The organism is Escherichia sp. WS1450 (assembly GCF_046487395.1).
GTDB lineage: Bacteria > Pseudomonadota > Gammaproteobacteria > Enterobacterales > Enterobacteriaceae > Escherichia > Escherichia coli.
In genome coordinates, this window is sequence record NZ_JBJQJO010000015.1 from 1 (window position 1) to 25975 (window position 25975).

Consider the following 25975-nt stretch of genomic DNA (forward strand, 5'->3'; position numbering starts at 1 on the left):
AACCATACGAATCGCCCGCTGACGGACTTCGGGGGAAAAACGAGTATTTTTAGTCATCCTGTTTACCTCTTTCTCAGGGAGTTTAGTCTCCAGGATTTCCGGGGCGGTTCACTGGAGAAAAATTTCCCTGAAGACGGTGCAGTCGGTGTTCTTGAGGTATTCAATGGCGGTAATTTTTCCGGAATGCAGCGTTATACCACCAGAACTGGCAATGTTTATATGCGTAATCTTTCTGGCACCTGGAATGGCTCAGACGGTCCGTGGATCTACTGGCGTCAGATTCAGTCTGCAACACGCCCCCTGAGCACAACTATTGACCTGAACACGCTAGGAGGCGCAGAGCATCTTGGTTTATGGCGAAACAGTAGTGGCTCTATCGCTTCATTTGACCGCAACTATCCGGAAGAAGGAAGTTATGGTCAGGGATTCCTTGAAGTTCTTGAGGGTGGTGGGTACTCACGCACGCAACGCTATACGACCCGCCGTGGGAACGTATATGTTCGCTGCCTTTCTGCTATATGGAATGCACAGAACCCACAGTGGGAGCCGTGGTCAAGAGTAGGCCATCAGTCAGAATGTCGTTATTACGAAGGTGATTTGAATGATCTGACTTCGCCAGGCATTTACAGCGTTACAGGGAAGGCGTCAAACGGTCCAATGCAGGATACCGCTGGAGCGACACTGCTTGGAATACTGGAAGTAATCAGGCGTTTTGATGGTGTATCTGTCTGGCAGCGTTACACAACCACAGGGAAATCAGAAACCACACAGGGGCGCACTTTTGAGCGCGTCTATGCCGGGAGCAAATGGACCGAATGGCGAGAAGTATATAACTCCTTTTCGTTGCCTCTGAATCTGGGCATCGGTGGCGCAGTGGCAAAACTATCCAGTCTGGACTGGCAGACCTACGATTTTGTGCCGGGCAGTCTGATAACCGTTCGGCTTGATAATATGACCAACATTCCCGACGGTATGGACTGGGACGTCATTGATGGCAACCTGATAAACATCTCAGTCGGTCCGAGTGATGATTCTGGTTCGGGGCGCTCAATGCATGTATGGCGCAGCACTGTAAGTAAAGCCAACTACCGCTTTTTTATGGTGCGCATTTCAGGAAATCCGGGAAGCCGCACGATCACAACAAGACGAGTACCAATCATTGACGAAGCCCAGACATGGGGCGCGAAACAGACATTCAGTGCTGGCCTTTCTGGTGAACTGTCCGGCAATGCGGCGACAGCAACAAAGCTGAAAACAGCCCGTAAAATTAATAACGTTTCGTTTGATGGAACATCAGATATTAACCTGACGCCGAAAAATATTGGTGCATTTGCTTCAGGAAAAACAGGAGACACCGTTGCGAATGATAAAGCCGTTGGATGGAACTGGAGTAGCGGAGCCTATAACGCAACTATTGGTGGGGCATCAACGTTAATTCTTCATTTTAATATCGGGGAAGGAAGTTGTCCCGCCGCCCAGTTTCGCGTTAATTATAAGAACGGTGGTATTTTTTATCGTTCTGCTCGTGACGGTTACGGATTCGAGGCTGACTGGTCTGAGTTTTATACCACAACGCGAAAACCTACAGCGGGAGATGTCGGTGCACTGCCGTTATCTGGTGGTCAATTGAATGGTGCTCTGGGTATAGGAACATCCAGTGCTCTTGGCGGTAATTCGATTGTTTTGGGTGATAATGACACGGGCTTTAAACAAAATGGTGATGGTAATCTGGATGTTTATGCTAATAGCGTCCATGTTATGCGCTTTGTCTCCGGAAGCGTTCAAAGTAATAAAACCATAAATATTACGGGGCGTGTTAATCCCTCGGATTACGGTAACTTTGATTCCCGCTATGTGAGAGATATCAGACTTGGCACACGTGTTGTCCAGACCATGCAGAAAGGGGTGATGTATGAGAAAGCAGGGCACGTAATTACCGGGCTTGGTATTGTCGGTGAAGTCGATGGTGATGACCCCGCAGTATTCAGACCAATACAAAAATACATCAATGGCACATGGTATAACGTCGCACAGGTGTAATTTATGCAGCATTTAAAAAATATTACTGCGGGTAATCCAAAAACTGTTGCCCAATATCAGCTAACAAAGAATTTTGATGTTATCTGGTTATGGTCCGAAGACGGAAAAAACTGGTATGAGGAAGTAAGTAATTTTCAGCCAGACACAATAAAGATTGTTTACGATGAAAATAATATTATTGTCGCCATCACCAGAGATGCTTCAACGCTCAACCCTGAAGGTTTTAGCGTTGTCGAGGTTCCTGATATTACCGCCAACCGACGTGCTGATGACTCAGGTAAATGGATGTTTAAGGATGGTGCCGTGATTAAGCGGATTTATACGGCAGACGAACAGCTGCAACTGGCGGAATTACAGAAGTCAGCTTTGCTTTCCGAAGCTGAAACTATCATTCAGCCACTGGAACGCTCTGTCAGACTGAATATGGCAACAGATGAGGAGCGTAGACGACTGGAAGCATGGGAACGCTACAGTGTTCTGGTCAGCCGTGTGGATCCTGCAAATCCTGAATGGCCGGAAATGCCGCAATAAGTTGTATGATCTCTGGAGTGAGCTAACGTATCTATAGCACAGAGTAAAGCCTAATCTGACAGTCTGCTCTGTGCTAGGAGCGGACTGACCTGCTCCCCGATGATTAATACACAGCTATGCTAGTAATGTCCGTAGATCGCTGTGTGTTGCATCCATCGGTTGAACTCACAGTCCAAACCAGACTGTCAGCTTTGATTAGATTCTACCTACTCAACCTGTCAGATAAGGTCTGAGCTAATACATCTAATATATGGCTTTGTGCAGGGGACGGCTATCGCGAACGTTAGGCCAGGTATCTGAATACGCACAGTTCACTTGGTTGTACTTCTTGCACTGATCTGCTATCCCGCACAGCTATTTATAGGTAATCTTCAGTGTATAATCTGCCAACTTATGGAAGCTTGTACAACAGGAGAAATATATGAAAAAAGAATTGTTTGGACGTTGCCCGTTTGATCTTGACGAAGATGTAAAAAAAATAGCCGCGATAAATAAATATATCCATGCAAAATTTGAGGAGCATAAAAATAAAATAGACAACCTAAAGGGTGTGGAACAAAAATTGATGGTCTTACAGTACTTTAATGTACTGAATGAACTTAGTAATCAGGCTATCTCTTCTTTGAATATAGGAGTCTTTTCAGCATCGGAAGTATTAGCTAGGGTTATAATAGAACAGGCTGCCAATCAATTTTATATAGCAATAGATGATGGCGAAAATGCACAAGCATTACTCAAGGCTAGTAAGAAATTAGTTCATAGTAATGGAAAACGGTGGCTGGAGTGTTTAAAATCCAAAGGAATGACTAATCCAGCAGCAAATGAAAGGATTCGCATGGGAAAAGAACTAACTGATCTATTTAATAGATTGTGGCCAAATACACCTGAATATCCAGGAACCAGAAAACTTTTTGAATTAATTGGCTGGGAAACACACTATCATGCCCATTACGTTCCCCTTTGTGATTCAATACATACATTCTCTGATGATATGGTAAATATAGTATCTCTATATAATGCAATCCAAAGTGATGAAAATACTGCTATCGAATTCATTCTTGCAGTTAAACAAGAAAATAAACGGCTGGCAATTTATAATTTTGTAATTGCTACGGCCCTTCGGTGTGAGGCCTTAGTAAATGTATTTAACTCTTTAGGTTATCAGGATATTATAACAGAAATGACACCAACAATAGATACAGTCAACCAGACTATAATTCGATATGATGATTTTGATCATTCCAGAATTGATGATTGTCAATAATTAATTGACAGAATACGTACATGCGCAACAACTAGTGATAGTTGACTTATTTTCGCTCTTGAGAGACAACCATACTCAAATCTCCCACATTGCAGGAGATTTGAATATGAAAACGTCACCGTGGAATAAAGACCGTACCATCGGTCAAAAAAGGCCACTTCAGATATCTCATATCTGGGGGATCCGGATTAGACTTGAGTTGGAAGGTAAAACACGCGATCTAGCTCTGTTCAACATGGCTTTGGACACTAAGCTACGGGGCTGTGATTTGGTCAAACTCAAAGTATCAGATGCTGCATATGGCAGTTCTGTCTCAAGCAGAGCAACGGTGTTGCAACAGAAAACCGGCAGCCCTGTCCAATTTGAGATAACCAAAGGGACAAGGGAAGCGGTTACTGCATTGATAAAGCTCGGCAACTTGCATAGTAAAGGCTTCCTGTTCCGCTCTCGGGTCGGAACTAACCACCATATATCAACCCGGCAATACAACCGAATTTTTCATGGGTGGGTAGAAAAGCTTGGTCTCGAAGATTCGCTGTACAGCACACATTCCATGAGAAGAACAAAACCTTACTTAATCTACAAGAAAACCAAGAGTCTCCGGGTGATCCAACTTCTGTTGGGCCATAAGAAACTGGAAAGCACAGTCCGTTATTTGGGCATTGAAGTCGATATAGAAGGTCTCTTTTAAGTTATGGGGGCTGATTTTATATTCAATAGCGTATGCTCATCGAAGAAATAAACTCATAAAATGTAAAGACAGCCAGTAAAAACATACAGATAAAGATAAGGGAAATAGCACACTTAACTAAGGGCTGAACCCCCCGAGGTGTTCCCCATGGTTTAGACATTTGGGTTATAACCCAAATAAATAAGGCCACAAAACAGCAAACACCAGCCAATCCGAGCAGAGATATTATGACAACTCCAAACAGATTTCCAACATCTAGTTTATCTGTTTTTGCAACTAGGGTTAACAAACCAGCAATAATAGTTGCAATCGATATTCCCGCAATGGTTGTGAGATCGGCGATAACAGCCAGTTTTTCTTTAGTATTTCCTTGAGTAAAAACCTCTAAAATTGATTTCATGGAAATAACCACCTACTATCGATTATATTCAGGAGCTTTTTATCATAACGATATCAGATAGATAAGGACATTGTAATATTTTGGATGATTTAAACTTGCTTTTGTAACTCTAATGTCCACTTTTCGCTCAAAGCAGACTGTCAGATTTGATAGCATTTGGGTTATGTAAATTGTCAGTCGGAAAATGAGTGTGTACAAATCAGGACAGGCGGGCGAATTGCCCGCATTTTCTTTATCTGTTGTTTCATCCACTGACCAGCCAGGTCAAATAGCGTCTCATGCTCTGCACAACAGAAAATAATTGCACCCATTAACCACGGAGTTAAACGGATGAGCGACTATCATCATGGCGTGCAGGTGCTGGAGATTAACGACGGCACCCGCGTCATTTCCACTGTATCCACCGCCATTGTCGGCATGGTCTGCACGGCCAGCGATGCGGATGCGGAAACCTTCCCCCTCAATAAACCGGTGCTGATTACCAATGTGCAGAGCGCAATTGCAAAGGCTGGTAAAAAAGGCACGCTGGCGGCGTCGTTGCAGGCCATCGCTGACCAGTCAAAACCGGTCACCGTTGTTGTGCGCGTGGAAGATGGCACCGGCGACGACGAAGAAACGAAACTCGCGCAGACCGTTTCCAATATCATCGGCACCACCGACGAAAACGGTCAGTACACCGGACTGAAAGCCCTGCTGGCGGCGGAGTCGGTAACCGGTGTTAAACCGCGTATTCTCGGTGTGCCGGGACTGGATACCAAAGAGGTGGCTGTTGCACTGGCATCCGTCTGTCAGAAGCTGCGCGCTTTCGGATATATCAGCGCATGGGGCTGTAAGACCATTTCCGAGGTGAAAGCCTACCGCCAGAATTTCAGCCAGCGTGAGCTGATGGTCATCTGGCCGGATTTCCTCGCATGGGATACGGTCACCAGTACCACCGCCACCGCGTATGCCACCGCCCGTGCGCTGGGTCTTCGCGCTAAAATCGACCAGGAGCAGGGCTGGCATAAAACGCTGTCCAACGTCGGGGTAAACGGTGTTACCGGCATCAGCGCATCTGTATTCTGGGATTTGCAGGAGTCCGGCACCGATGCTGACCTGCTTAACGAGTCAGGCGTCACTACGCTGATTCGCCGCGACGGTTTCCGATTCTGGGGTAACCGTACCTGCTCTGATGACCCGCTGTTCCTCTTTGAAAACTACACCCGCACCGCGCAGGTGCTGGCCGACACGATGGCTGAGGCGCACATGTGGGCGGTGGACAAGCCCATCACCGCAACGCTGATTCGCGACATCGTTGACGGCATCAATGCCAAATTCCGTGAGCTGAAAACAAACGGCTATATCGTGGATGCGATCTGCTGGTTCAGCGAAGAATCCAACGATGCGGAAACCCTCAAGGCCGGAAAACTGTATATCGACTACGACTATACACCGGTGCCTCCTCTTGAAAACCTGACCCTGCGCCAGCGTATTACCGATAAATACCTGGCAAATCTGGTCACCTCGGTTAACAGCAATTAAGGAGCCTGACCGATGGCAATGCCGCGCAAACTCAAGTTAATGAACGTCTTTCTGAACGGCTACAGCTATCAGGGCGTTGCAAAGTCCGTCACGCTGCCAAAACTGACCCGTAAACTCGAAAACTATCGCGGTGCGGGGATGAACGGAAGCGCACCGGTAGACCTCGGCCTTGATGACGATGCGCTGTCAATGGAGTGGTCGCTCGGGGGCTTCCCGGATTCGGTTATCTGGGAGCTTTACGCCGCAACCGGCGTGGATGCCGTACCGATTCGTTTTGCAGGCTCTTACCAGCGCGACGATACCGGCGAAACGGTGGCCGTTGAAGTGGTCATGCGTGGACGTCAGAAAGAAATCGACACCGGCGAGGGTAAACAGGGAGAAGACACCGAGTCGAAAATCTCCGTAGTCTGCACCTATTTCCGGCTGACGATGGACGGTAAGGAGCTGGTCGAAATCGACACCATCAACATGATTGAGAAGGTGAACGGCGTCGACCGGCTGGAGCAACACCGCCGCAATATCGGCCTGTGATTTTCATCCGGTCAGCCTGGCTGACCGGTTAACCCCGATTCAGAAGTGAGAAAACCATGAACAAAGAAAATGTGATTACCCTGGACAATCCGGTCAAGCGTGGTGAGCAGGTTATCGAACAGGTCACGCTGATGAAACCTAATGCCGGGACGCTGCGCGGTGTCAGTCTGGCTGCGGTCGCAAACTCCGAAGTCGATGCACTGATTAAGGTGCTGCCGCGCATGACGGCACCGATGCTGACCGAGCAGGAGGTCGCCGCGCTGGAACTGCCTGACCTTGTGGCGCTGGCCGGTAAGGTGGTCGGTTTTTTGTCGCCGAACTCGGTGCAGTGACGTTTCCGAAAAATCTGTCGGTCGATGACCTGATGGCAGATGTGGCAGTGATATTTCACTGGCCGCCATCAGAACTGTATCCCATGAGTCTGACCGAACTCATCACATGGCGCGAAAAGGCGCTCCGGCGAAGCGGAAACACGAATGAGTAACAATGTAAAATTACAGGTATTGCTCAGGGCTGTTGACCAGGCATCCCGCCCGTTTAAATCCATCCGCACAGCGAGCAAATCGCTGTCGGGGGATATCCGGGAAACACAAAAATCACTGCGCGAGCTGAACGGTCAGGCATCCCGTATTGAGGGATTTCGCAAGACCAGTGCACAGCTCGCCGTGACTGGTCATGCACTTGAAAAGGCGCGGCAGGAAGCCGAAGCCCTTGCCACACAGTTTAAAAATACCGAACGACCGACCCGTGCTCAGGCGAAAGTGCTGGAATCCGCAAAGCGTGCGGCGGAGGACTTACAGGCGAAATATAACCGCCTGACGGATTCCGTTAAACGCCAGCAGCGGGAACTGGCCGTTGTGGGAATTAATACCCGCAATCTTGCACATGATGAGCAGGGACTGAAAAACCGTATCAGTGAAACCACCGCACAGCTTAACCGTCAGCGTGACGCGCTGGCGCGTGTCAGTGCACAACAGGCAAAACTTAACGCAGTCAAACAGCGTTATCAGGCAGGAAAGGAACTGGCCGGAAATATGGCCTCAGTGGGCGCTGCCGGTGTGGGGATTGCTGCTGCGGGAACGATGGCCGGAGTTAAGCTGCTGATGCCCGGTTATGAGTTTGCGCAGAAAAACTCAGAATTACAGGCTGTGCTCGGAGTGGCAAAAGACTCCACCGAAATGGCCGCATTACGCAAACAGGCGCGCCAGCTCGGCGACAATACCGCAGCCTCGGCAGATGATGCAGCCGGTGCGCAGATTATCATTGCGAAAGCCGGTGGGGATGTTGATGCCATTCAGGCGGCAACGCCGGTTACACTGAATATGGCGCTGGCGAACCGCCGCACGATGGAAGAAAACGCCGCCCTGCTGATGGGGATGAAATCTGCCTTTCAGCTTTCAAACGATAAGGTCGCTCATATCGGGGATGTTCTCTCCATGACGATGAACAAAACCGCCGCCGATTTTGACGGCATGAGCGATGCGCTGACCTATGCCGCACCTGTGGCAAAAAATGCCGGTGTCAGCATTGAAGAAACCGCCGCAATGGTCGGGGCGCTGCATGATGCAAAAATCACAGGCTCAATGGCGGGGACGGGAAGCCGTGCCGTGTTAAGCCGCCTGCAGGCACCGACAGGAAAAGCATGGGATGCACTCAAAGAGCTTGGTGTGAAAACCTCAGACAGTAAGGGAAACACCCGACCAGTATTTACCATTCTGAAAGAAATGCAGGCCAGTTTTGAGAAAAACCGGCTCGGTACTGCCCAGCAGGCTGAATACATGAAAACCATTTTCGGGGAGGAGGCCAGTTTAGCCGCCGCCGTGCTGATGACTGCCGCCTCAACCGGAAAGCTGGACAAACTGACCGCTGCGTTTAAAGCCTCAGACGGGAAAACTGCAGAGCTGGTAAATATCATGCAGGACAATCTCGGCGGTGACTTTAAGGAGTTTCAGTCCGCTTATGAGGCAGTGGGGACTGACCTGTTTGACCAGCAGGAAGGCGCACTGCGTAAGCTCACTCAGACGGCCACAAAGTATGTGTTAAAACTCGACGGCTGGATCCAGAAAAACAAATCACTGGCGTCAACCATCGGCCTCATTGTCGGTGGCGCGCTGGCGCTTATTGGCATCATCGGTGCCATTGGTCTTGTAGCCTGGCCGGTTATCACCGGCATCAATGCCATTATCGCGGCAGCAGGCGCAATGGGGGCAATCTTCACGACGGTTAGCAGTGCTGTTATGACGGCCATCGGGGCGATTAGCTGGCCGGTTGTGGCCGTGGTGGCCGCCATTGTCGCCGGGGCGTTGCTTATCCGTAAATACTGGGAGCCTGTCAGCGCATTCTTTGGCGGTGTGGTTGAAGGGCTGAAAGCGGCATTTGCGCCGGTGGGGGAACTGTTCACGCCACTGAAGCCGGTGTTTGACTGGCTGGGTGAAAAGTTACAGGCCGCGTGGCAGTGGTTTAAAAACCTGATTGCCCCGGTCAAAGCCACCCAGGACACCCTGAACCGTTGCCGTGACACGGGCGTCATGTTCGGGCAGGCACTGGCTGACGCGCTGATGCTGCCGCTTAATGCGTTCAACAAACTGCGCAGTGGTATTGACTGGGTACTGGAAAAACTCGGTGTTATCAACAAAGAGTCAGACACACTTGACCAGACCGCCGCCAGAACTCAAGCCGCCACGTATGGCAGCGGTGGTTATATTCCGGCGACCAGCTCTTATGCAAGCTATCAGGCTTATCAGCCGGTCACGGCACCGGCTGGCCGCTCTTATGTAGACCAGAGTAAAAACGAATATCACATCAGCCTGACGGGTGGTACTGCGCCGGGGACACAGCTTGACCGCCAGTTACAGGATGCGCTCGAAAAATACGAGCGGGATAAACGTGCGCGCGCCCGTGCCAGCATGATGCATGACGGTTAAGGAGGTGACGAAAAATGATGCTCGCGTTAGGTATGTTTGTTTTTATGCGCCAGACGCTGCCACACCAGACCATGCAGCGTGAATCAGATTATCGCTGGCCGTCAAATTCCCGTATCGGCAAACGGGATGCCTTTCAGTTTCTCGGTGTGGGTGAGGAAAACATCACGCTGGCCGGTGTGCTTTATCCCGAACTGACCGGCGGCAAGCTGACGATGACCACGCTCAGGCTGATGGCAGAGGAAGGTCGGGCGTGGCCGTTGCTGGATGGCACCGGCATGATTTACGGCATGTATGTCATCAGTAAGGTGAGTGAAACAGGGAGTATTTTCTTTGCAGACGGCACACCCCGAAAAATTGATTTTACGCTGTCGCTCACCCGCGTTGATGAATCACTGGCCGCGCTTTATGGCGATATCGGTAAACAGGCGGAATCGCTCATCGGTAAAGCTGGCAGTATGGCGACCAGATTCACGGGTATGACGGGGGCGGGATAATGCTGGATGCACTGACATTTGATGCAGGCAGTACGCTGACGCCGGATTACATGCTGATGCTCGACAGCAGGGATATTACCGGCAATATCAGCGACCGTCTGATGAGCATGACCCTGACGGATAACCGGGGCTTTGAGGCTGACCAGCTTGATATTGAACTGAACGATGCCGACGGGCAGGTCGGGCTGCCGGTTCGTGGCGCTGTCCTGACGGTGTATATCGGCTGGAAAGGTTTTGCCCTGGTATGCAAAGGGAAATTTACCGTTGATGAGGTTGAACACCGGGGCGCACCGGATGTGGTCACCATCCGCGCCCGGAGTGCAGATTTTCGCGGGACGCTCAATTCCCGCCGGGAAGGCTCCTGGCATTACACCACGCTCGGTGCGATTGTTGAAGCGATAGCCTCCCGTAACAGGCTGGAAGCCAGTGTCGCGCCGTCACTGGCCGGAATTAAAATCCCGCACATCGACCAGTCGCAGGAGTCTGATGCGAAATTCCTGACCCGTCTTGCAGAACGCAACGGCGGTGAGGTGTCGGTAAAAATGGGAAAACTGCTGTTTCTCAAAGCGGGGCAGGGGGTGACGGCCAGCGGTAAAAAAATCCCGCAGATTACCATCACCCGCAGCGACGGCGACCGTCATCATTTTGCGATTGCTGACCGCGGAGCCTACACAGGCGTAACGGCAAAGTGGTTACACACCAAAGACCCGAAGCCGCAAAAGCAGAAGGTAAAACTGAAACGCAAAAAGAAAGAGAAACACCTGCGCGCACTGGAGCACCCGAAAGCGAAACCAGTCACGCAGAAGAAAGCGCCAAAAGTACCGGAAGCGCGCGAAGGTGAATACATGGCCGGTGAGGCTGACAACGTTTTTGCACTGACCACGGTATATGCCACGAAAGCACAGGCCATGCGCGCCGCTCAGGCGAAGTGGGATAAACTGCAACGGGGTGTAGCGGAGTTCTCCATCAGTCTGGCTACTGGTCGGGCAGATATTTACACGGAAACGCCGGTCAAAGTGTCAGGCTTTAAGCGCGTCATAGACGAGCAGGACTGGACAATCACTAAGGTGACACATTTTCTGAATAATAGCGGCTTCACGACGTCCTTGGAGCTTGAGGTCAGGCTTTCTGATGTGGAGTACGAAACCGAAGATGATGAGTGATGTTTTTGTTTTATCTGTTTGTTTTATAAGGATAAATTAACTAAAATGGCACCATCAACAAAACCGGAAGAGGTGCTCGCGATGTTTCATTGTCCTTTATGCCAGCATGCCGCACATGCGCGTACAAGCCGCTATATCACTGACACGACAAAAGAGCGTTATCACCAGTGTCAGAACGTGAATTGCAGCGCCACGTTCATCACTTATGAGTCGGTACAGCGATACATCGTGAAGCCGGGAGAAGTCCACGCCGTAAGACCGCACCCGTTGCCGTCAGGGCAGCAAATTATGTGGATGTAATTACATACAGGAAGCCCCTCAGTCGAGGGGCTTTTTTGTCGATGTGGTCAATGTGTGGACGTGACCAGAAATAAATCCTTTTATTTCATTGTATTACGCGTAAAAAATAAGCCCGTGTAAGGGAGATTACACAGGCTAAGGAGGTGGTTCCTGGTACAGCTAGCATTTTATGGGTTATGTTTTTCAGCGAAACGGATGATAACCTTAATAAATGCAGCTGTATGTGATCGGTTTCTAAGAATTTTCCATCCGGGAAAAATAATCGAAATTAATCACTTACCGTGGGGGTTACGCGTGGTTTCCCCGGAGAAATTACGCATCAGCAGCGCGTAATTTAGCTCAAGATCCTGCGGCACCGGGATCCACACAGTATAACCATCGCCCGGTGCGACCGGCATTGCTTCGCCTTTGGCGTTTTCCATCTGCTCAAGGGTAAAGTTAATGTTGCCATGCGGCGTCATCAGCTCAAGGCTGTCGCCAACGGAGAATTTATTTTTCACCGCTACCGCCGCGAGGTCGCCCTTGCGCTCACCGGTAAACTCACCAACAAACTGCTGGCGGTCAGAGACTGAATAACCGTATTCGTAGTTCTGATAATCATCGTGAGTATGACGACGCAGGAAACCTTCGGTATAGCCACGATGCGCCAGACCTTCCAGAGTTTCCAGCAGGCTGGTATCGAACGGTTTGCCCGCAGCGGCGTCATCGATAGCTTTACGATAAACCTGCGCGGTGCGTGCGCAATAGTAGAAAGATTTGGTACGGCCTTCGATTTTCAGCGAATGCACGCCCATTTTGGTCAGGCGTTCAACGTGGGCGATGGCACGCAGATCTTTCGAGTTCATGATGTAAGTGCCGTGCTCATCTTCAAACGCGGTCATATACTCGCCCGGACGCTGGGCTTCTTCGATCATAAAGACTTTGTCGGTTGGCGCGCCGATACCCAGCGTCGGCTCAACATTTTGCACCGGAATCGGCTCGTACTTGTGTACGATGTTGCCAACGTCATCTTCTTTCCCTTCCTGGACGTTGTACTCCCAGCGGCAGGCGTTGGTACAGGTGCCCTGGTTCGGGTCGCGCTTGTTGATATAGCCAGAGAGCAGGCAGCGACCGGAGTAGGCCATGCACAGCGCACCGTGAACGAAGATCTCGATCTCCATATCCGGCACCTGATTGCGGATCTCTTCAATCTCTTCCAGCGACAGCTCGCGAGAGAGGATCACGCGGGTCAGGCCCATTTGCTGCCAGAATTTCACCGTCGCCCAGTTCACGGCGTTAGCCTGTACCGAGAGATGGATCGGCATTTCAGGGAAGTGCTCGCGCACCAGCATAATCAGCCCCGGATCGGACATAATCAGCGCATCCGGCCCCATCTCCACCACCGGTTTCAGGTCACGGATAAAGGTTTTCAGCTTGGCGTTGTGCGGTGCAATGTTGACCACGACATAAAACTTTTTCCCCAGCGCGTTGGCTTCATTGATGCCGAGCTGAAGATTTTCGTGGTTAAATTCGTTGTTGCGCACACGCAGGGAGTAACGCGGCTGGCCCGCATAAACAGCATCTGCGCCATAAGCGAAAGCGTAACGCATATTTTTCAGCGTTCCCGCCGGGGAAAGGAGTTCCGGTTTAAACATAATTCTCTCGTTCTGATGACAGGTCAGATCCGCTTCACCTGATGAAGCGGTTAGGGGAGTGCCCCCACTTTAAGGGCGGGCATTGTAGCGCTGTAGGGGGGATCTGGTAAAGCGCCGGACGCCAACAACCCACGCCCGGCATCGTAATTACGTATTGTCTTTCACCGTCTGGCTTGTGCCATTGGCTTTAACGGAGGCAATTCCGGTTTCACGAGATTGCGCGGTGGCGTACATCTGGCTGGAGCCGATAATTTGATGATTGGCGGCTTTCAGATTGAAATAGAATTTGCCGTTACTTGCCGTTTTTTTCTCATAGCGTTCTTCTTGCGGGCTGTTGCTACGCACCGACGCGATGCCCTTTTCCGCAGAGGCTTTTGAAGTATACAGCTCGCTGGTGAGGATAGTCTCACCATTGCCCGCTTTTAGCACAAACCGGAACTGATTATCACTGCTCTTACTGAGTTCAAACCAACCAGCCATAATGACTCCTTGATTGAAATTGCGTATCGAAAACAGCATCTAAAGGTGCTGTTTACCGATTAAAGTATGAGCGATTTTCTGATGCCTGCCAGGGCGGAGAGATAATGTCAGTTTGCTGACCATGCGTGGGATAATGTTGCCGGATCTGGTCTGAACGCCATCTCCGGCTAACAAAGTAATGTCGCTAAAACTAAACGATGCGGCAGGCGTCGGCTTCCCAGCGGTAACCAACGCCGTAAACGGCGCGGATAAATGACTGTTCGGCGTCGAGAGATTCCAGCTTGCGGCGCAGGTTTTTAATGTGGCTGTCGATGGTGCGGTCGGTTACTACGCGGTAGTCGTCATAAAGATGATTGAGCAATTGCTCGCGGGAGAACACTTTTCCTGGTTCATGAGAGAGCGTTTTCAGCAGACGAAATTCCGCAGGCGTCAGGTCAAGCATTTTACCGCGCCATGAAGCCTGAAAACGACCTTCGTCGATAATCAACGGGCTTTCAGCATCCTGTTGCTGCAACTCGCGCTGCGGTTTGCAACGGCGCAAAATGGTTTTGACACGCGCTACCACTTCCCGTGGGCTGTACGGCTTGCAAATGTAGTCATCTGCGCCAATCTCCAGCCCTAGCAGGCGGTCGATCTCTTCGATTTTTGCTGTCACCATCACGATAGGAATGTCAGAAAAACGACGAATTTCCCGGCACAGCGTCAGGCCATCGGTGCCAGGGAGCATCAGATCCAACAGGATCAGATCCGGCGGCGTCTGGCGCACGTACGACAGTACCTGATCGCCGTGGCTGATAAGCGTCGGCGCATAGCTCGCAGCACGCAGATAATCAATGAGCAACTGTCCCAGCTTCGGTTCATCTTCCACGATCAAAATACGCGGTGTGTTTTCGTCGATTGGTAACTCGGTCATACTTCTCTCTGTAAATCCCGTTCCAGCGGTAACTCTACTGTAATGCTTACCCCGCCAAAAGGCGAATGGGCAGCAATAATGCGGCCATTATGTGCTTCAACAATGTTCAGGCAAATCGCCAGCCCCAGCCCGGAACCGCCGCTGGCACGGTTGCGGGAACCTTCGGTGCGATAAAAACGTTCAAACAATTTTTGTAGCTGATCGTCACTGACACCTGGCGCACTGTCGGCAAAGGTCAGGCGCACCGTTTTGTCGTGTTGCTCGGCAGAGATTTTCAGGCTGCCGCCGCTGTCAGTGTAGCGCAGGCTGTTTTCAAGTAAGTTATTGAATAACTGCATTAAACGGTCGCGATCGCCAAATACGGTAATACTGTCTGGCAGGGAAAATTGCAGTTTCAGGCCACGGCTGGCGAATCGTTCGCGAAATGCGCCTCCCGCCACTTCCAGCAGTGGGATCAAATCTACCGGTGCTTTTTGATAGGCGAGAGCGCCTTCATCAGACATCGACAACTGATGGAGATCGTCAACCAGTTTGGTCAGTGTACCGACCTCCGCCTGTAAAGACGCCACCGTCTCCGGCGTGAATTTACGCACGCCATCCTGAATGGCTTCCAGTTCACCGCGCAGCACCGCTAATGGCGTACGCAGTTCGTGAGAAATATCGGCCATAAAATCGCGCCGCATTTGCTGGTTTTTCTCCAGCGTGCTGGCAAGCTGGTTGAAGTCTTGCGCCAGTTTGCCCAGTTCATCTTCACTGGTGGGCGTTACGCGGGTAGTGAAATCGCCCGCCGCCAGTTTGTGCGTGCCGTCCACCAGCCGTTTTACCGGTGCCAGCAAACCACGCGCCAGCAGAAAAGTAGCGAGTGCCGCGAGTAACGTTGCCAGAGCGACAATCAACCAGCTGGTTTGCCGCTGTTGTTTATCGAAATTGATATCAGTATTGCGCGTTAACCGCTCAACAGGGGAGGCAATCACCGCACCCACTTCCGCACCGTTGACCAGAATGGGTCGCCGTGTACCGTCAGGTGGAATCGGCGCTCGCGGACCAACCAGCACTTTGTTGTTTTGATCGATCACCCAGAACTGAGTACGCCAGCCGTGCGGCGGCATACCCGGGCCGGGTTTATCTTCCGAATTATCGTGTTCAAATGAACGCAGGATCTGAAAGACAAAGCGATCATTGTTGCGCAGGAAGCGCCAGTTGCCATGCTGTGCATACTGCTCGCCAAGCGCATCACTTAACAGCTGTAATCGCTGTTCATTGCCATGTTTGATGTAATCAATAAAGCCACGCTCAAAACTGATACGCACCGCCCAGTGCATACTGATCAGCAAGACAATGCAGGTGGCGAAAATCGCCAGAAACAGTTTGCCGGTAATACCGGGTCGCCAGAACTTCATTGCGCGCTCCTTTTTCGCCGCGAAATAGCTACATTTTGATGCGTATCGTTCGGCACTCTGGCAAAGATGAACGCCGGAAGGGCGATGATAAACGCCATGCTAAGCCAGGTGTACATAAAGACGGTTTGTGTGGTGCCGCTGTCGACGCTGACATGCTGTGAACCAAAAAGTCCCAGCAACAGCCCGGCGATAGTGACGCCGATACTCATCGACAATTGCATAATCATCGACAGCAGGCTGTTTCCGCTGCTCGCCAGATTGTCCGGGAGATCTTTCAGCGTCAGGGTGTTCATGGAGGAGAAACGCGTTGAGTTGACCATTCCTTGTAAAAACAGGACGAACGGCAAAACGTAGTACCAGCCCAGCAGGGCGGTAGTCATAAACAACAGGGTGACCAGCGACAGACCCAGCGTGGTCGCTACCAGTACCCGACGATAACCAAAGCGATTCACCACCTGTACCACAATTCGCTTCATTCCCATGCTGCCGAGTACCATCGGGATCATCATCAGTCCGGCATGAAACGGCGAGAAACCGAGGCCAATTTGCAGGAAAACCGGTGTCATAAAGGGCAACATGCCACTGCCAATACGTCCGGCAAAGCTCCCCGCCAGGCCCAGCGAAAAGGTACGAGTACGGAACAGTTTCAGACTGAACAGGGCGCGGTTGTTATTTCTGGCGTGCAGCAAATAAAGCACCAGTGCTACCACGCCAACTGCGACCAGGCCAGCAATCGCCAGCGGCGATAAACCTGTACCTTTACTGCCATCCAGCGCCAGGGTTAATACCGCCATGCCAACCGCCAGCAATAAAAAGCCGGAGAGATCGAAGCGCCGCGTCTGCATGGTGTAGTTCGGCATCAACATTAGTGTTGCGATCGCACCGATAATCCCCACCGGAATGTTGATCAAAAAGATCCAGTGCCACGATGCGTACTCCACCAGCAGACCGCCGAGCGCCGGACCCAGCAGCGGACCGACCTGACCGGGCAGTGTGACAAAGGTCATCGCCGCCATATATTGCTCGCGCGGTACGATTTTCATCACCGTCAATCTGCCGACCGGCACCATCATCGCACCGCCAACGCCCTGTAACGCGCGTGCCAGCAACAGTTCGTTCAGCGTGCCGGAAAGCGCGCAAAACAGTGAACCGAGGGTAAACAGCACGATGGCGGTAAAGAAAATATTGCGCACGCCGACTTTGTCCGCCAGCCAGCCGCTGGCAGGCAACATCACCGCCACGGTCAGTACATAAGAGACAATGACCATGTGCATATGCAACGGACTTTCCCCGAGGCTTTGCGCCATTGAGGGTAGCGCGGTGTTGACGATGGTGGTGTCCAGCGACTGCATAAAGAAGCCGAAAGCCACAATCCACAATTGCCAGCGGGTGCTGTCGGGAAGATCTGTCATTTACTCGGTTACCGTTTGTTTAGGTTTACGCGAAAAACGCAGCCGTAGACGGTCGAAAAAGAGATACACCACCGGCGTGGTATACAGCGTCAGAAGCTGGCTCATTACCAGTCCGCCGACAATGGTGATCCCCAGGGGTTGCCGCAGTTCCGAGCCGTCGCCGCCCGACAATACCAGCGGCAGCGCGCCAAACAGCGCCGCCAGGGTAGTCATCATAATCGGGCGAAAACGCAGCAGACAGGCCTGGAAAATAGCTTCCTGCGGCGTCAGGTTACCGTGCCGTTGGGCTTCGAGCGCAAAATCGACCATCATAATGGCGTTTTTCTTCACGATGCCGATTAATAGCATGATCCCTATCAGGGCGATTAGGCTGAACGGGGCATTGAACAGCTCCAGCGCCAACAGCGCTCCAACGCCCGCCGAGGGCAGGGTGGAGAGAATCGTCAGCGGATGTACGTAACTCTCGTAAAGGATACCCAGCACGATATACACCGTGGCGATGGCGGCGATAATCAGGATCACCTGCGAGTTCATCGTCTCCTGGAACACCTGCGCCGTGCCGGCAAAACTACCGCGCACCGTCGAAGGCACGCCAAGCTGGGTCATTGCGCGATCGATCGCCGCACTGGCGTCCGAGAGCGATTTCCCGGTCGGCAGGTTAAACGAAATGGTCGAGGCCGCCGATAATCCCTGATGATTCACCGACAGCGGAGCATTCGCCGGTTGCCATTTAGCGAAATACGACAGCGGGATCGCTTTTCCTTCGTTATTGATAACGAACATTTTTTCCAGCGCGCTGATGTCCTGGGTATAGCGCGGATCCACTTCCATCACCACTTTATACTGGTTCATCGGCTGGTAAATGGTCGAGATCTGCCGCTGACCGAAGGCGTTATTTAACAGGCTGTTGGCGGCCTGTACATCGATTCCCAGCCGTGCCATGGTGTCGCGGTCGTAAACCAGATTCATCTCCGCGCCGTTATCCTGCTGATCGGAGTTCACGTCCGCCAGTTCCGGCAACGTCGCCAGTTTTTTGCGGATTTTCGGCTCCCATTCGCGCAGTGCCGCCAGGTCGTCGGATAACAACGTGTACTGGTAGCTGGCGTTCGACTGACGCCCACCAACGCGAATATCCTGTACCGCCATCAGGAACAGATTCGCCCCCGGTTCTTTCGCCAGTTTTACGCGCAGACGGTCGATAATTTGCTGCGCCGTTTCGCTGCGTTCGTCGCGTGGCTTGAGGGTGATAAACATCATCCCACTGTTCACCCGCGAACCGCCGGTAAAGCCGGTGACATTATCCACCGCCGGATCGTCACGGATAATTTTCATAAAATCCTGCAACTTACCGCGCATCGCCTGAAACGAAATACTCTGATCCGCCTGTATCCCGCCCATCAACACGCCGGTGTCCTGCTCCGGGAAGAAGGTTTTCGGGATCGAGATATATAGCCAGATATTCAGCGCAATGGTGCCAAGCAGCACCACGCCCACCAGACGGGTATGATTGAGCACCCATTTCAGCGACTTGCCATAGCCTTGTTGCAGGGCTACCAACATGCGACCAAAACCACGCAGTCGCTTTTGCTCGCGCGGCTTGCTGGCTTTCAGCATCCAGCCACACATCATCGGCGTTAGCGTCAGGGAAACCAGCAACGAAATACCAATGGCGACAGAAAGCGTCACGGCAAATTCGCGTAACAGTCGGCCCGGCAATCCGCCCATCAACAGCAGCGGCAGGAACACCGCTACTAGTGACAGACTCATCGACAGCACCGTAAATCCGACTTCACGGGTGCCTTGCAGCGCGGCCTGTAGCGGTTTCATCCCCGCTTCCAGATGACGGGCAATGTTTTCCAGCACCACGATGGCGTCATCCACTACGAAACCAGTAGCAATGGTGAGCGCCATTAACGAAAGGTTATTGAGACTGAAACCGCACAGGTACATCGCCGCAAACGTACCAATCAGCGAAACCGGCACCGCAACGGCGGGAATAATAGTGGCGCGACCCGAGCGCAGGAATAAAAACACCACCAGAATGACCAGCGCCACCGAGATAATCAGCGTTTGCTCGACTTCTTCCAGCGAGGCGCGAATGGTGGGGGAGCGATCCTGGGCAATTTGCAGATCAATTGCCGCCGGAATGGTTTCCTGCAACTCCGGTAATTTTGCCCGGATGCTGTCAACCGTCTGGATAATATTGGCTTCCGGCAGCTTGCGGATCATCAGCAAAATAGCCGGTTTGGCGTTGGTCATCCCGGCGTTGCGCACATCCTGCACCGAGTCGGTCACCGTCGCCACATCACCCAGACGAACCGCGCCGCCGTTGTTGTAATGAATAATCAACGGCTGATATTCAGCGGCGGTTTTTAGCTCATCGTTGGTCTGGATCTGCCAGCGATGGGTATCATCTTCCAGCGCCCCCTGCGGTTTACGCACGTTGGCATTGCTGATGGCGCTGCGCACATCGTCCAGCGACACGCCCTGATTAAACAGCGCCTGCGGATTCAGCCCGACGCGTACGGCGGGCAGCGAGCTGCCGCCAACATCGACATCACCGACACCGTCGATTTGCGAAATCGTCGGAGCCAACTGCGTCGAGGCGAAATCGTACAGCTCACCCTGCGAATAAGTATCGGACGTCAGCGTCAGGATCATTATTGGCGCATCCGACGGGTTCGCTTTGCGATAGGTCGGACGGCTTGGCATCCCGCTGGGCAGCAAACTTTGCGCGGCGTTGATCGCCGCTTGCACATCGCGCGCTGCGCCGTTGATATCGCGGTCAAAATCAAACTGCAAAATAATGCGCGTGCTGCCGAGCGAACTGCTGGAGGTCATTTCACTGACCCCGGCAATGCGCCCAAGCGAACGTTCCAGCGGCGTGGCAACGGAAGACGCCATTGTTTCTGGTGACGCACCGGGCAGCGAGGCGCTGACCATAATCACCGGAAAATCGACCTGTGGCAGCGGGGCGACCGGCAGCATACGGAAGCCCAGTATGCCGCACAGGGTAATGGCGACCGACAGTAAAATCGTCGCCACCGGGCGGTAAATGAAGAGGGCAAAAAACTTCACTTACGCCTCCTCTTCATGACGGGCAAAGCGGCTTTTGGTCCACAATGCCAGGCGGTCGAATAGCAGATAAATCACTGGCGTGGTAAACAGAGTCAGCACCTGGCTGACAATCAGACCGCCGACCATGCCGATACCTAACGGACGACGCAGTTCCGCGCCGACCCCGGTACTCAACATCAGCGGCAGCGCGCCAAGCAGAGCCGCCAGGGTGGTCATCAGGATCGGACGAAAACGCAACAGACAAGCCTGGTAGATTGCATCGCGTGGCGACATGCCTTGCTCGCGCTCAGCAGCCAGCGCGAAGTCGATCATCATGATGGCGTTCTTCTTCACGATACCAATCAGCAAAATAATGCCGATAATGGCGATTACATCCAGTTCGCTACCGGCAATCATTAACGCCAGCAGTGCGCCAACACCTGCCGTGGGTAGCGTCGAGAGAATGGTGATCGGGTGAATAAAGCTCTCGTACAGAATGCCGAGCACGATATACATCGCCACCACCGCCGCGACAATCAGCCAGACAGTGCTGCCCAGCGCCGACTGGAAAGCGAGGGTGCTGCCCTGGAACTGCGTGGTGATATCCACCGGCAGATTCAGCGTCTTTTCGGTGTCCATAATCGCCTGCACCGCATCGCCCAGCGAATAGTTATCCGGCACGTTAAAGGAGATAGTCGTTACCGGAAACTGATCCAGATGGTTGATGGAGAGCGGCGCAAAACGCTGCTCAATTTTGGCAATTGAGCTTAGCGGCACCACGCCGCCGTCGCTGCTGGTCAGGCGAATGGTATCCAGCGCCGCGAGGCCTGGGGTATTTTCGGTGTTGTGTTCCAGCACCACGCGATACTGGTTAGCCTGAGTATAAATAGTGGAAATCAGCCGCTGACCAAACGCGTTGTACAGGGCGTTATCGACATCCGCCATGCTGATCCCCAGACGGCTGGCGCTGTCGCGATCAACATTGACATACGCCACCAGCCCTTGGTCCTGCCAGTCGCTGGAGACATCAGAAAGCTGTGGCAGTTGCTGGAGTTTTTCCATCAACTGTGGCACCCAGGTACTGAGCGCATCCAGTGACGTGGCCTGCAAGGTAAACTGGTACTGGGTGCGGCTGACCTGAGTATCGATGGTCAGGTCCTGCGTTGGTTGCAGGAAGAGATCGACGCCCGGCACTTTATCCACCGCCGTTTGCAGACGGGCGATGACTTTTTGCACCCGATCATCACGTTCATCCAACGGTTTGAGGTTGATCTGCAAACGCGCACTGTTCAGCGACGGGTTAGTGCCATCAACGCCAACAAATGAGGTCAGACTTTGCACCGCCGGATCTTGCAAAATCACATCCGCGACCTGGCGTTGCCGCTGGGCCATATTGGTAAAGGAGCTGGATTGCGGTGCCTGCAAAGTGCCCTGAATAATGCCGTTGTCCTGTAACGGGAAGAAACCTTTCGGAATGAACACCCACAACAGCACGCTAAGCAGCAGCGTGCTGAGCGCCACGCTTAAGGTCAGCCACGGATGATTCAGCACTTTCGCAAGTCCCTGACCATAGGCGGCGATTATCCTGTCGAACATTTTTTCCGAGGCGCGGGAGAAGCGGTTCTGTTTACGCAGCGACTCCTGGCTGAGCATCCGCGCACACATCATCGGTGTCAGGGTCAGCGACACCACGGCTGAGATCAAAATCGCGACTGCCAGAGTAATAGCAAATTCGCGGAACAGTCGCCCGACGATATCGCCCATAAACAGCAGTGGGATCAACACCGCAATCAGTGAGAAGGTCAGCGAGATAATGGTAAAGCCGATTTCACCCGCGCCCTTGAGCGCCGCCGCCAGCGGTTTTTCGCCTTTTTCGATATAGCGGGAAATGTTTTCGATCACCACGATGGCGTCATCGACCACAAATCCGGTGGCGATAGTTAACGCCATCAGCGTCAGGTTATTGATTGAAAAATCGAGAAACACCATGACCGCGAAGGTGCCGATTAACGACAGCGGCACTGCGACGCCGGGAATGATGGTCGCCGGAATATTACGCAAAAACAGGTAGATAATCATGACTACCAGCGCGATAGCCATCATCAATTCAAACTGAGTATCATCGACGGATGCGCGAATATTGGTGGTACGGTCAGAAAGTACTGTCACCTTCACCGATTTCGGCAGACTCTCGGTGAGCTGTGGCAGCATCTGCCGGATGCTGTCGGCGGTGGAGATAATGTTAGCACCGGGCTGGCGCTGAACATTCATCACAATGGCCTGTTCTTTGTTCGCCCACGCGCCGAGCCAGCTGTTTTCTGCTCCTTGCTCTACGGTTGCGACATCGCCCAGACGAATCGGCGCGCCGTTCTGGTAGGCGATGATCAGCTGGCGATACTCTTCGGCGGATTGCATCTGGTCGTTCGCGGAAAGTGTGACCGCACGGGAAGGGCCGTCGAGGCTACCTTTTGCCGAGTTAACGTTAGCGCCGGTAATAGCGGTGCGCACGGTTTCGCTGGTCAGGCCGAGGGCGGCAATCGCCTGGGCGTTAAGTTTGACACGAACAGCCGGACGCTGGCCGCCGGAAAGCGTCACCAGGCCGACACCGGAAATCTGCGAGATTTTCTGCGCGACGCGGGTTTCCACCATATCTTCCACTTGCGTCATTGGCATGGCGGTTGAGGTGACGGCGAGCGTCATGATTGGTGGATCTGCCGGGTTCACTTTGCTGTAAACCGGCGGGTTAGGCAGATCGCTCGGCAACAAGTTGGTCGCAGCGTTAATCGCGGCCTGCACTTCCTGCTCGGCGACATCGAGCGGTAATGTTAGCTGGAACTGTAAGGTGATAACTGACGCACCGCCGGAACTTTGCGACGACATCTGTTTCAGGCCAGACATCTGCCCAAACTGGCGTTCAAGCGGCGCGGTAACGGCAGAGGTCATGACATCCGGGCTCGCACCTGGGTAGAGCGTGACTACCTGAATGGTCGGATAGTCCACTTCCGGCAGCGCCGAAACGGGCAGGGCTCGATAACCGATAATCCCGGCGAGTAAGATCGCCACCATCAGCAGCGTGGTGGCGACAGGACGCATAATAAACAGGCGCGACGGGCCGCCTGTGCTGCTCGGGGGTAACACCTGCATCAGGAGCGTGCTCCTTTTTTCGCGTATTCGCGGCTGGTGGCTTTCTCTTCCGAAGTGGTGGCGCTCTGGGCTTCCACCACTTCCACTTTCGCCCCTTCGGTCAGGCGATCAATGCCATCCGTCACTACGCGGTCGCCCGCAGAAATACCTGCGCGGATCACCACTTTCTGACTGTCCTGAATGCCCGGCGTCACCAGATGTTTGCTGACCTTGTTTTCGCTATTCAGCACCCAGACAAAATGGCCTTCGTTGCCCATTTGCAGAGCGGCGGTGGGGATCACCACGGCGTTTTGTTCGGTGTCGACTAACATACGCGCGTTAACAAACTGATTGGGAAACAGCGCATCATCCTGATTATTAAAGCGTGCTTTCACTTTAATCGTACCGGTAGTGGCATCGATTTGGTTATCGAGACTTAACAGCGTGCCTTCACTTAATTTCTTCGAGTTGGTGCGATCCCAGGCTTCAACAACCAGCGGTTTTCCGGCTTTTTGCGCCTGTACTACGGTAGCGATATCGCTTTCCGGCAGGGTAAAGAGCAAATCGATAGGATGCGTCTGGGTGATCACCACAATCCCGGTGGTATCACCACTGGAGATTTGGTTACCAACATCAACCTGCTTGAGACCAACGCGACCATCGACTGGTGCGGTGATGCGGCTCCAGTCGAGTTGCAGCTGCGCGCTGGCGACGCTTGCTTCATCAGCCTTAATGGTGCCTTCGGTTTCACTGACCAGCGCTTGTTGGGCATCCAGTTCCTGACGAGATACGAGATTGGTTTTTGCCAGTTGCTGATAACGCGCCAGGTCACGGCGGGCGTTGGCAAGCGTGGCTTTATCTTTTGCCAGTTGGCCCAGGGCTTGTGCTAATGCAACTTTGAACTGGCTGGGGTCAATTTCTGCCAGTAAATCGCCTGCTTTGACCTGCTGGCCTTCCTGGAAATGTAACGCCATCAGTTGACCGTCCACGCGGCTGCGCACCGTAACAGTATTAGCGGCGGTAATGGTGCCAAGCCCGGTGAGGTAACGCGGAACTGCCTGTTCTACGGCGGTCGCCGCCTGAACCGGGGCTAATGGGCCGGAACGCATACCACGGCGACCACCCGCTGGCGATTGCTGCGCTTGTTTCGTCGCCCCTGGGGCTGCACTCCGGGAGTCATTGCGGCCTTGCCAGAACCAGAATGCGGCGATGGCGGCGATAACCACCACGATTACGATTACCCAACGGGATTTATAACTGCCTTTCATCGTTAAGAGTTTCTCTTCCTGAAACGTTTCGCGGAATGATACTAGTGTAGCCAGCCAATAAGGGAGAAAAATGGAGGAATTATGAAACACTATCGGGAATCGTCTGAATGGCGGGCACATTTGCGAGCACGCATCCAGTAATAACACATGAAACTATTTTATCTACGCGTTAGCGATAGACTACGTGCATGGCGAAAGGAGGTAAGCCGATGATTTCAGCGGGACGCTGAAACGGGAAAGCCCCTCCCGAGGAAGGGGCCATAAATAAGGAAAGGGTCATGATGAAGCTACTCATCATCGTGGTGCTCTTAGTGATTAGCTACCCAGCATACTAAGACTACCAGGGCGGGGGAAACCCCGCTCTACCCTCACTCCTGAAATTATGCCTTCACGATAAGATTGTCAATCTGCAGGCTTTGCAGTCTGCGATCCTGCCAGCAAATATTCTTTGCGAGTCGTTACGCAATAATCACAGAGGAAACTATTTTGTTCACGCGTTAGCGATAGACTGCATTCAGGGCGAAAGGAGGTAAGCCGACGATTTCAGCGGGACGCTGAAACGGGAAACCCTCTCCCGGAGAAGAGGGCTTTTAATAAGGAAAGGGTTATGATGAAGCACGTCATCATACTGGTGATACTCTTAGTGATTAGCTTCCAGGCTTACTAAGAACACCAGGGGGAGGGGGAAACCTCTCCCTAACCCTCACTCCTGAAATTATGTCACTCCGCCCTTAGTGTCAATCGACGGCTCTCCGTTCTTGCGAGGCGAATAGCAAAATTTTCTGCGCCGCCGGGCCTAATTCTGAAAGTTTCTTCGTTTGCTCTTATT

Annotated in this window: 23 protein-coding genes; 14 read left to right on the forward strand and 9 right to left on the reverse strand. The window is 52.4% G+C overall.

All coding sequences use genetic code 11. The features are described 5' to 3' along the window. The 4 genes from ACJHYR_RS17230 to ACJHYR_RS17245 form a co-directional block, all read left to right on the forward strand. On the forward strand, window positions 1-2040 hold a 2040-nt coding region (locus tag ACJHYR_RS17230), incomplete at its 5' end, for a pyocin knob domain-containing protein (RefSeq protein WP_410233120.1). A 3-nt stretch (window positions 2041-2043) separates the two neighbouring features. Beyond that, window positions 2044-2571, forward strand: a complete 528-nt coding sequence (locus tag ACJHYR_RS17235) for a tail fiber assembly protein (protein WP_059328000.1) — start codon at window positions 2044-2046, stop codon at window positions 2569-2571. A gap of 421 nt (window positions 2572-2992) precedes the next feature. Next, a complete protein-coding gene (locus ACJHYR_RS17240) occupies window positions 2993-3835 on the forward strand; it encodes a DUF5677 domain-containing protein (protein ID WP_410233121.1) in 843 nt (280 codons plus the stop codon). A 106-nt stretch (window positions 3836-3941) separates the two neighbouring features. Beyond that, window positions 3942-4526: a tyrosine-type recombinase/integrase gene (locus ACJHYR_RS17245; protein WP_042023923.1), complete on the forward strand. Its 585-nt coding sequence runs from the start codon at window positions 3942-3944 to the stop codon at window positions 4524-4526. 22 nt (window positions 4527-4548) lie between these two features. Here ACJHYR_RS17245 and ACJHYR_RS17250 read toward each other — a convergent pair whose 3' ends face one another. Beyond that, window positions 4549-4926 (reverse strand): hypothetical protein, encoded by a 378-nt coding sequence (locus ACJHYR_RS17250; RefSeq protein ID WP_000836023.1) that lies wholly within the window; start codon window positions 4924-4926, stop codon window positions 4549-4551. Between the two features lie 330 nt (window positions 4927-5256). Here ACJHYR_RS17250 and ACJHYR_RS17255 point away from each other — a divergent pair, with 330 nt between their 5' ends. The 8 genes from ACJHYR_RS17255 to ogrK all read left to right on the forward strand — a co-directional run bounded on the left by ACJHYR_RS17255 (window position 5257) and on the right by ogrK (window position 11859). Then, complete coding sequence (locus ACJHYR_RS17255) at window positions 5257-6447, forward strand: phage tail sheath protein (RefSeq protein ID WP_059328001.1); 1191 nt, start codon at window positions 5257-5259, stop codon at window positions 6445-6447. Window positions 6448-6459: 12 nt separating this feature from the next. Further along, window positions 6460-6978, forward strand: a complete 519-nt coding sequence (locus tag ACJHYR_RS17260; protein ID WP_001251408.1) for a phage major tail tube protein — start codon at window positions 6460-6462, stop codon at window positions 6976-6978. 56 nt (window positions 6979-7034) lie between these two features. After that, a complete protein-coding gene (locus ACJHYR_RS17265; RefSeq protein WP_001031303.1) occupies window positions 7035-7310 on the forward strand; it encodes a phage tail assembly protein in 276 nt (91 codons plus the stop codon). Then, window positions 7307-7462 (forward strand): GpE family phage tail protein, encoded by a 156-nt coding sequence (locus ACJHYR_RS17270; RefSeq protein WP_000143830.1) that lies wholly within the window; start codon window positions 7307-7309, stop codon window positions 7460-7462. The genes ACJHYR_RS17265 and ACJHYR_RS17270 overlap by 4 nt, the downstream gene beginning before the upstream one ends. Beyond that, window positions 7455-9902, forward strand: coding sequence for a phage tail tape measure protein (locus tag ACJHYR_RS17275; RefSeq protein WP_332214317.1), 2448 nt, complete (start codon window positions 7455-7457; stop codon window positions 9900-9902). The genes ACJHYR_RS17270 and ACJHYR_RS17275 overlap by 8 nt, the downstream gene beginning before the upstream one ends. Before the next feature lie 14 nt (window positions 9903-9916). Further along, window positions 9917-10396: a phage tail protein gene (locus ACJHYR_RS17280; RefSeq protein WP_000978890.1), complete on the forward strand. Its 480-nt coding sequence runs from the start codon at window positions 9917-9919 to the stop codon at window positions 10394-10396. Then, window positions 10396-11559 carry a phage late control D family protein gene (locus ACJHYR_RS17285; RefSeq protein ID WP_059328003.1) on the forward strand — a complete coding sequence of 388 codons (1164 nt, stop codon included), beginning with the start codon at window positions 10396-10398 and terminating at the stop codon, window positions 11557-11559. Before ACJHYR_RS17280 ends, ACJHYR_RS17285 begins: the two co-directional genes overlap by 1 nt. Window positions 11560-11640: 81 nt before the next feature. Beyond that, window positions 11641-11859 carry a prophage transcriptional regulator OgrK gene (gene ogrK, locus ACJHYR_RS17290; protein WP_000468308.1) on the forward strand — a complete coding sequence of 73 codons (219 nt, stop codon included), beginning with the start codon at window positions 11641-11643 and terminating at the stop codon, window positions 11857-11859. Window positions 11860-12131: 272 nt separating this feature from the next. Here ogrK and yegQ read toward each other — a convergent pair whose 3' ends face one another. The 8 genes from yegQ to mdtA all read right to left on the reverse strand — a co-directional run bounded on the left by yegQ (window position 12132) and on the right by mdtA (window position 25146). Further along, entirely contained in the window at window positions 12132-13493 is a 1362-nt protein-coding gene (yegQ, locus tag ACJHYR_RS17295) for a tRNA 5-hydroxyuridine modification protein YegQ (RefSeq protein ID WP_072837347.1), read from the reverse strand. 147 nt (window positions 13494-13640) lie between these two features. Beyond that, window positions 13641-13973, reverse strand: a complete 333-nt coding sequence (locus tag ACJHYR_RS17300) for a YegP family protein (RefSeq protein WP_000929408.1) — start codon at window positions 13971-13973, stop codon at window positions 13641-13643. A gap of 190 nt (window positions 13974-14163) precedes the next feature. Further along, window positions 14164-14886 (reverse strand): two-component system response regulator BaeR, encoded by a 723-nt coding sequence (gene baeR, locus ACJHYR_RS17305; RefSeq protein ID WP_000137884.1) that lies wholly within the window; start codon window positions 14884-14886, stop codon window positions 14164-14166. Further along, on the reverse strand, window positions 14883-16286 hold the full coding sequence (gene baeS / locus ACJHYR_RS17310; protein ID WP_059328004.1) for a two-component system sensor histidine kinase BaeS: 1404 nt from the start codon (window positions 16284-16286) through the stop codon (window positions 14883-14885). The genes baeR and baeS overlap by 4 nt, the downstream gene beginning before the upstream one ends. Then, complete coding sequence (locus tag ACJHYR_RS17315; RefSeq protein WP_000130874.1) at window positions 16283-17698, reverse strand: MFS transporter; 1416 nt, start codon at window positions 17696-17698, stop codon at window positions 16283-16285. The genes baeS and ACJHYR_RS17315 overlap by 4 nt, the downstream gene beginning before the upstream one ends. Further along, window positions 17699-20776, reverse strand: a complete 3078-nt coding sequence (gene mdtC, locus ACJHYR_RS17320; RefSeq protein ID WP_059328005.1) for a multidrug efflux RND transporter permease subunit MdtC — start codon at window positions 20774-20776, stop codon at window positions 17699-17701. It abuts the gene before it with no gap. Continuing rightward, window positions 20777-23899 carry a multidrug efflux RND transporter permease subunit MdtB gene (gene mdtB / locus ACJHYR_RS17325; RefSeq protein ID WP_059328006.1) on the reverse strand — a complete coding sequence of 1041 codons (3123 nt, stop codon included), beginning with the start codon at window positions 23897-23899 and terminating at the stop codon, window positions 20777-20779. After that, window positions 23899-25146: a multidrug efflux RND transporter subunit MdtA gene (mdtA, locus tag ACJHYR_RS17330; protein WP_000678997.1), complete on the reverse strand. Its 1248-nt coding sequence runs from the start codon at window positions 25144-25146 to the stop codon at window positions 23899-23901. The genes mdtB and mdtA overlap by 1 nt, the downstream gene beginning before the upstream one ends. 278 nt (window positions 25147-25424) lie before the next feature. On the opposite strand from mdtA, the gene ACJHYR_RS17335 reads away from it, so the two are divergent. Then, the gene (locus ACJHYR_RS17335) at window positions 25425-25481 is read left to right on the forward strand and encodes a type I toxin-antitoxin system Ibs family toxin (protein ID WP_001386901.1); all 57 of its coding nucleotides are present in this window, start codon (window positions 25425-25427) and stop codon (window positions 25479-25481) included. 272 nt (window positions 25482-25753) lie between these two features. Continuing rightward, window positions 25754-25813, forward strand: coding sequence for a type I toxin-antitoxin system toxin IbsA (gene ibsA, locus ACJHYR_RS17340; protein WP_010723109.1), 60 nt, complete (start codon window positions 25754-25756; stop codon window positions 25811-25813). Window positions 25814-25975: the final 162 nt, after the last annotated feature.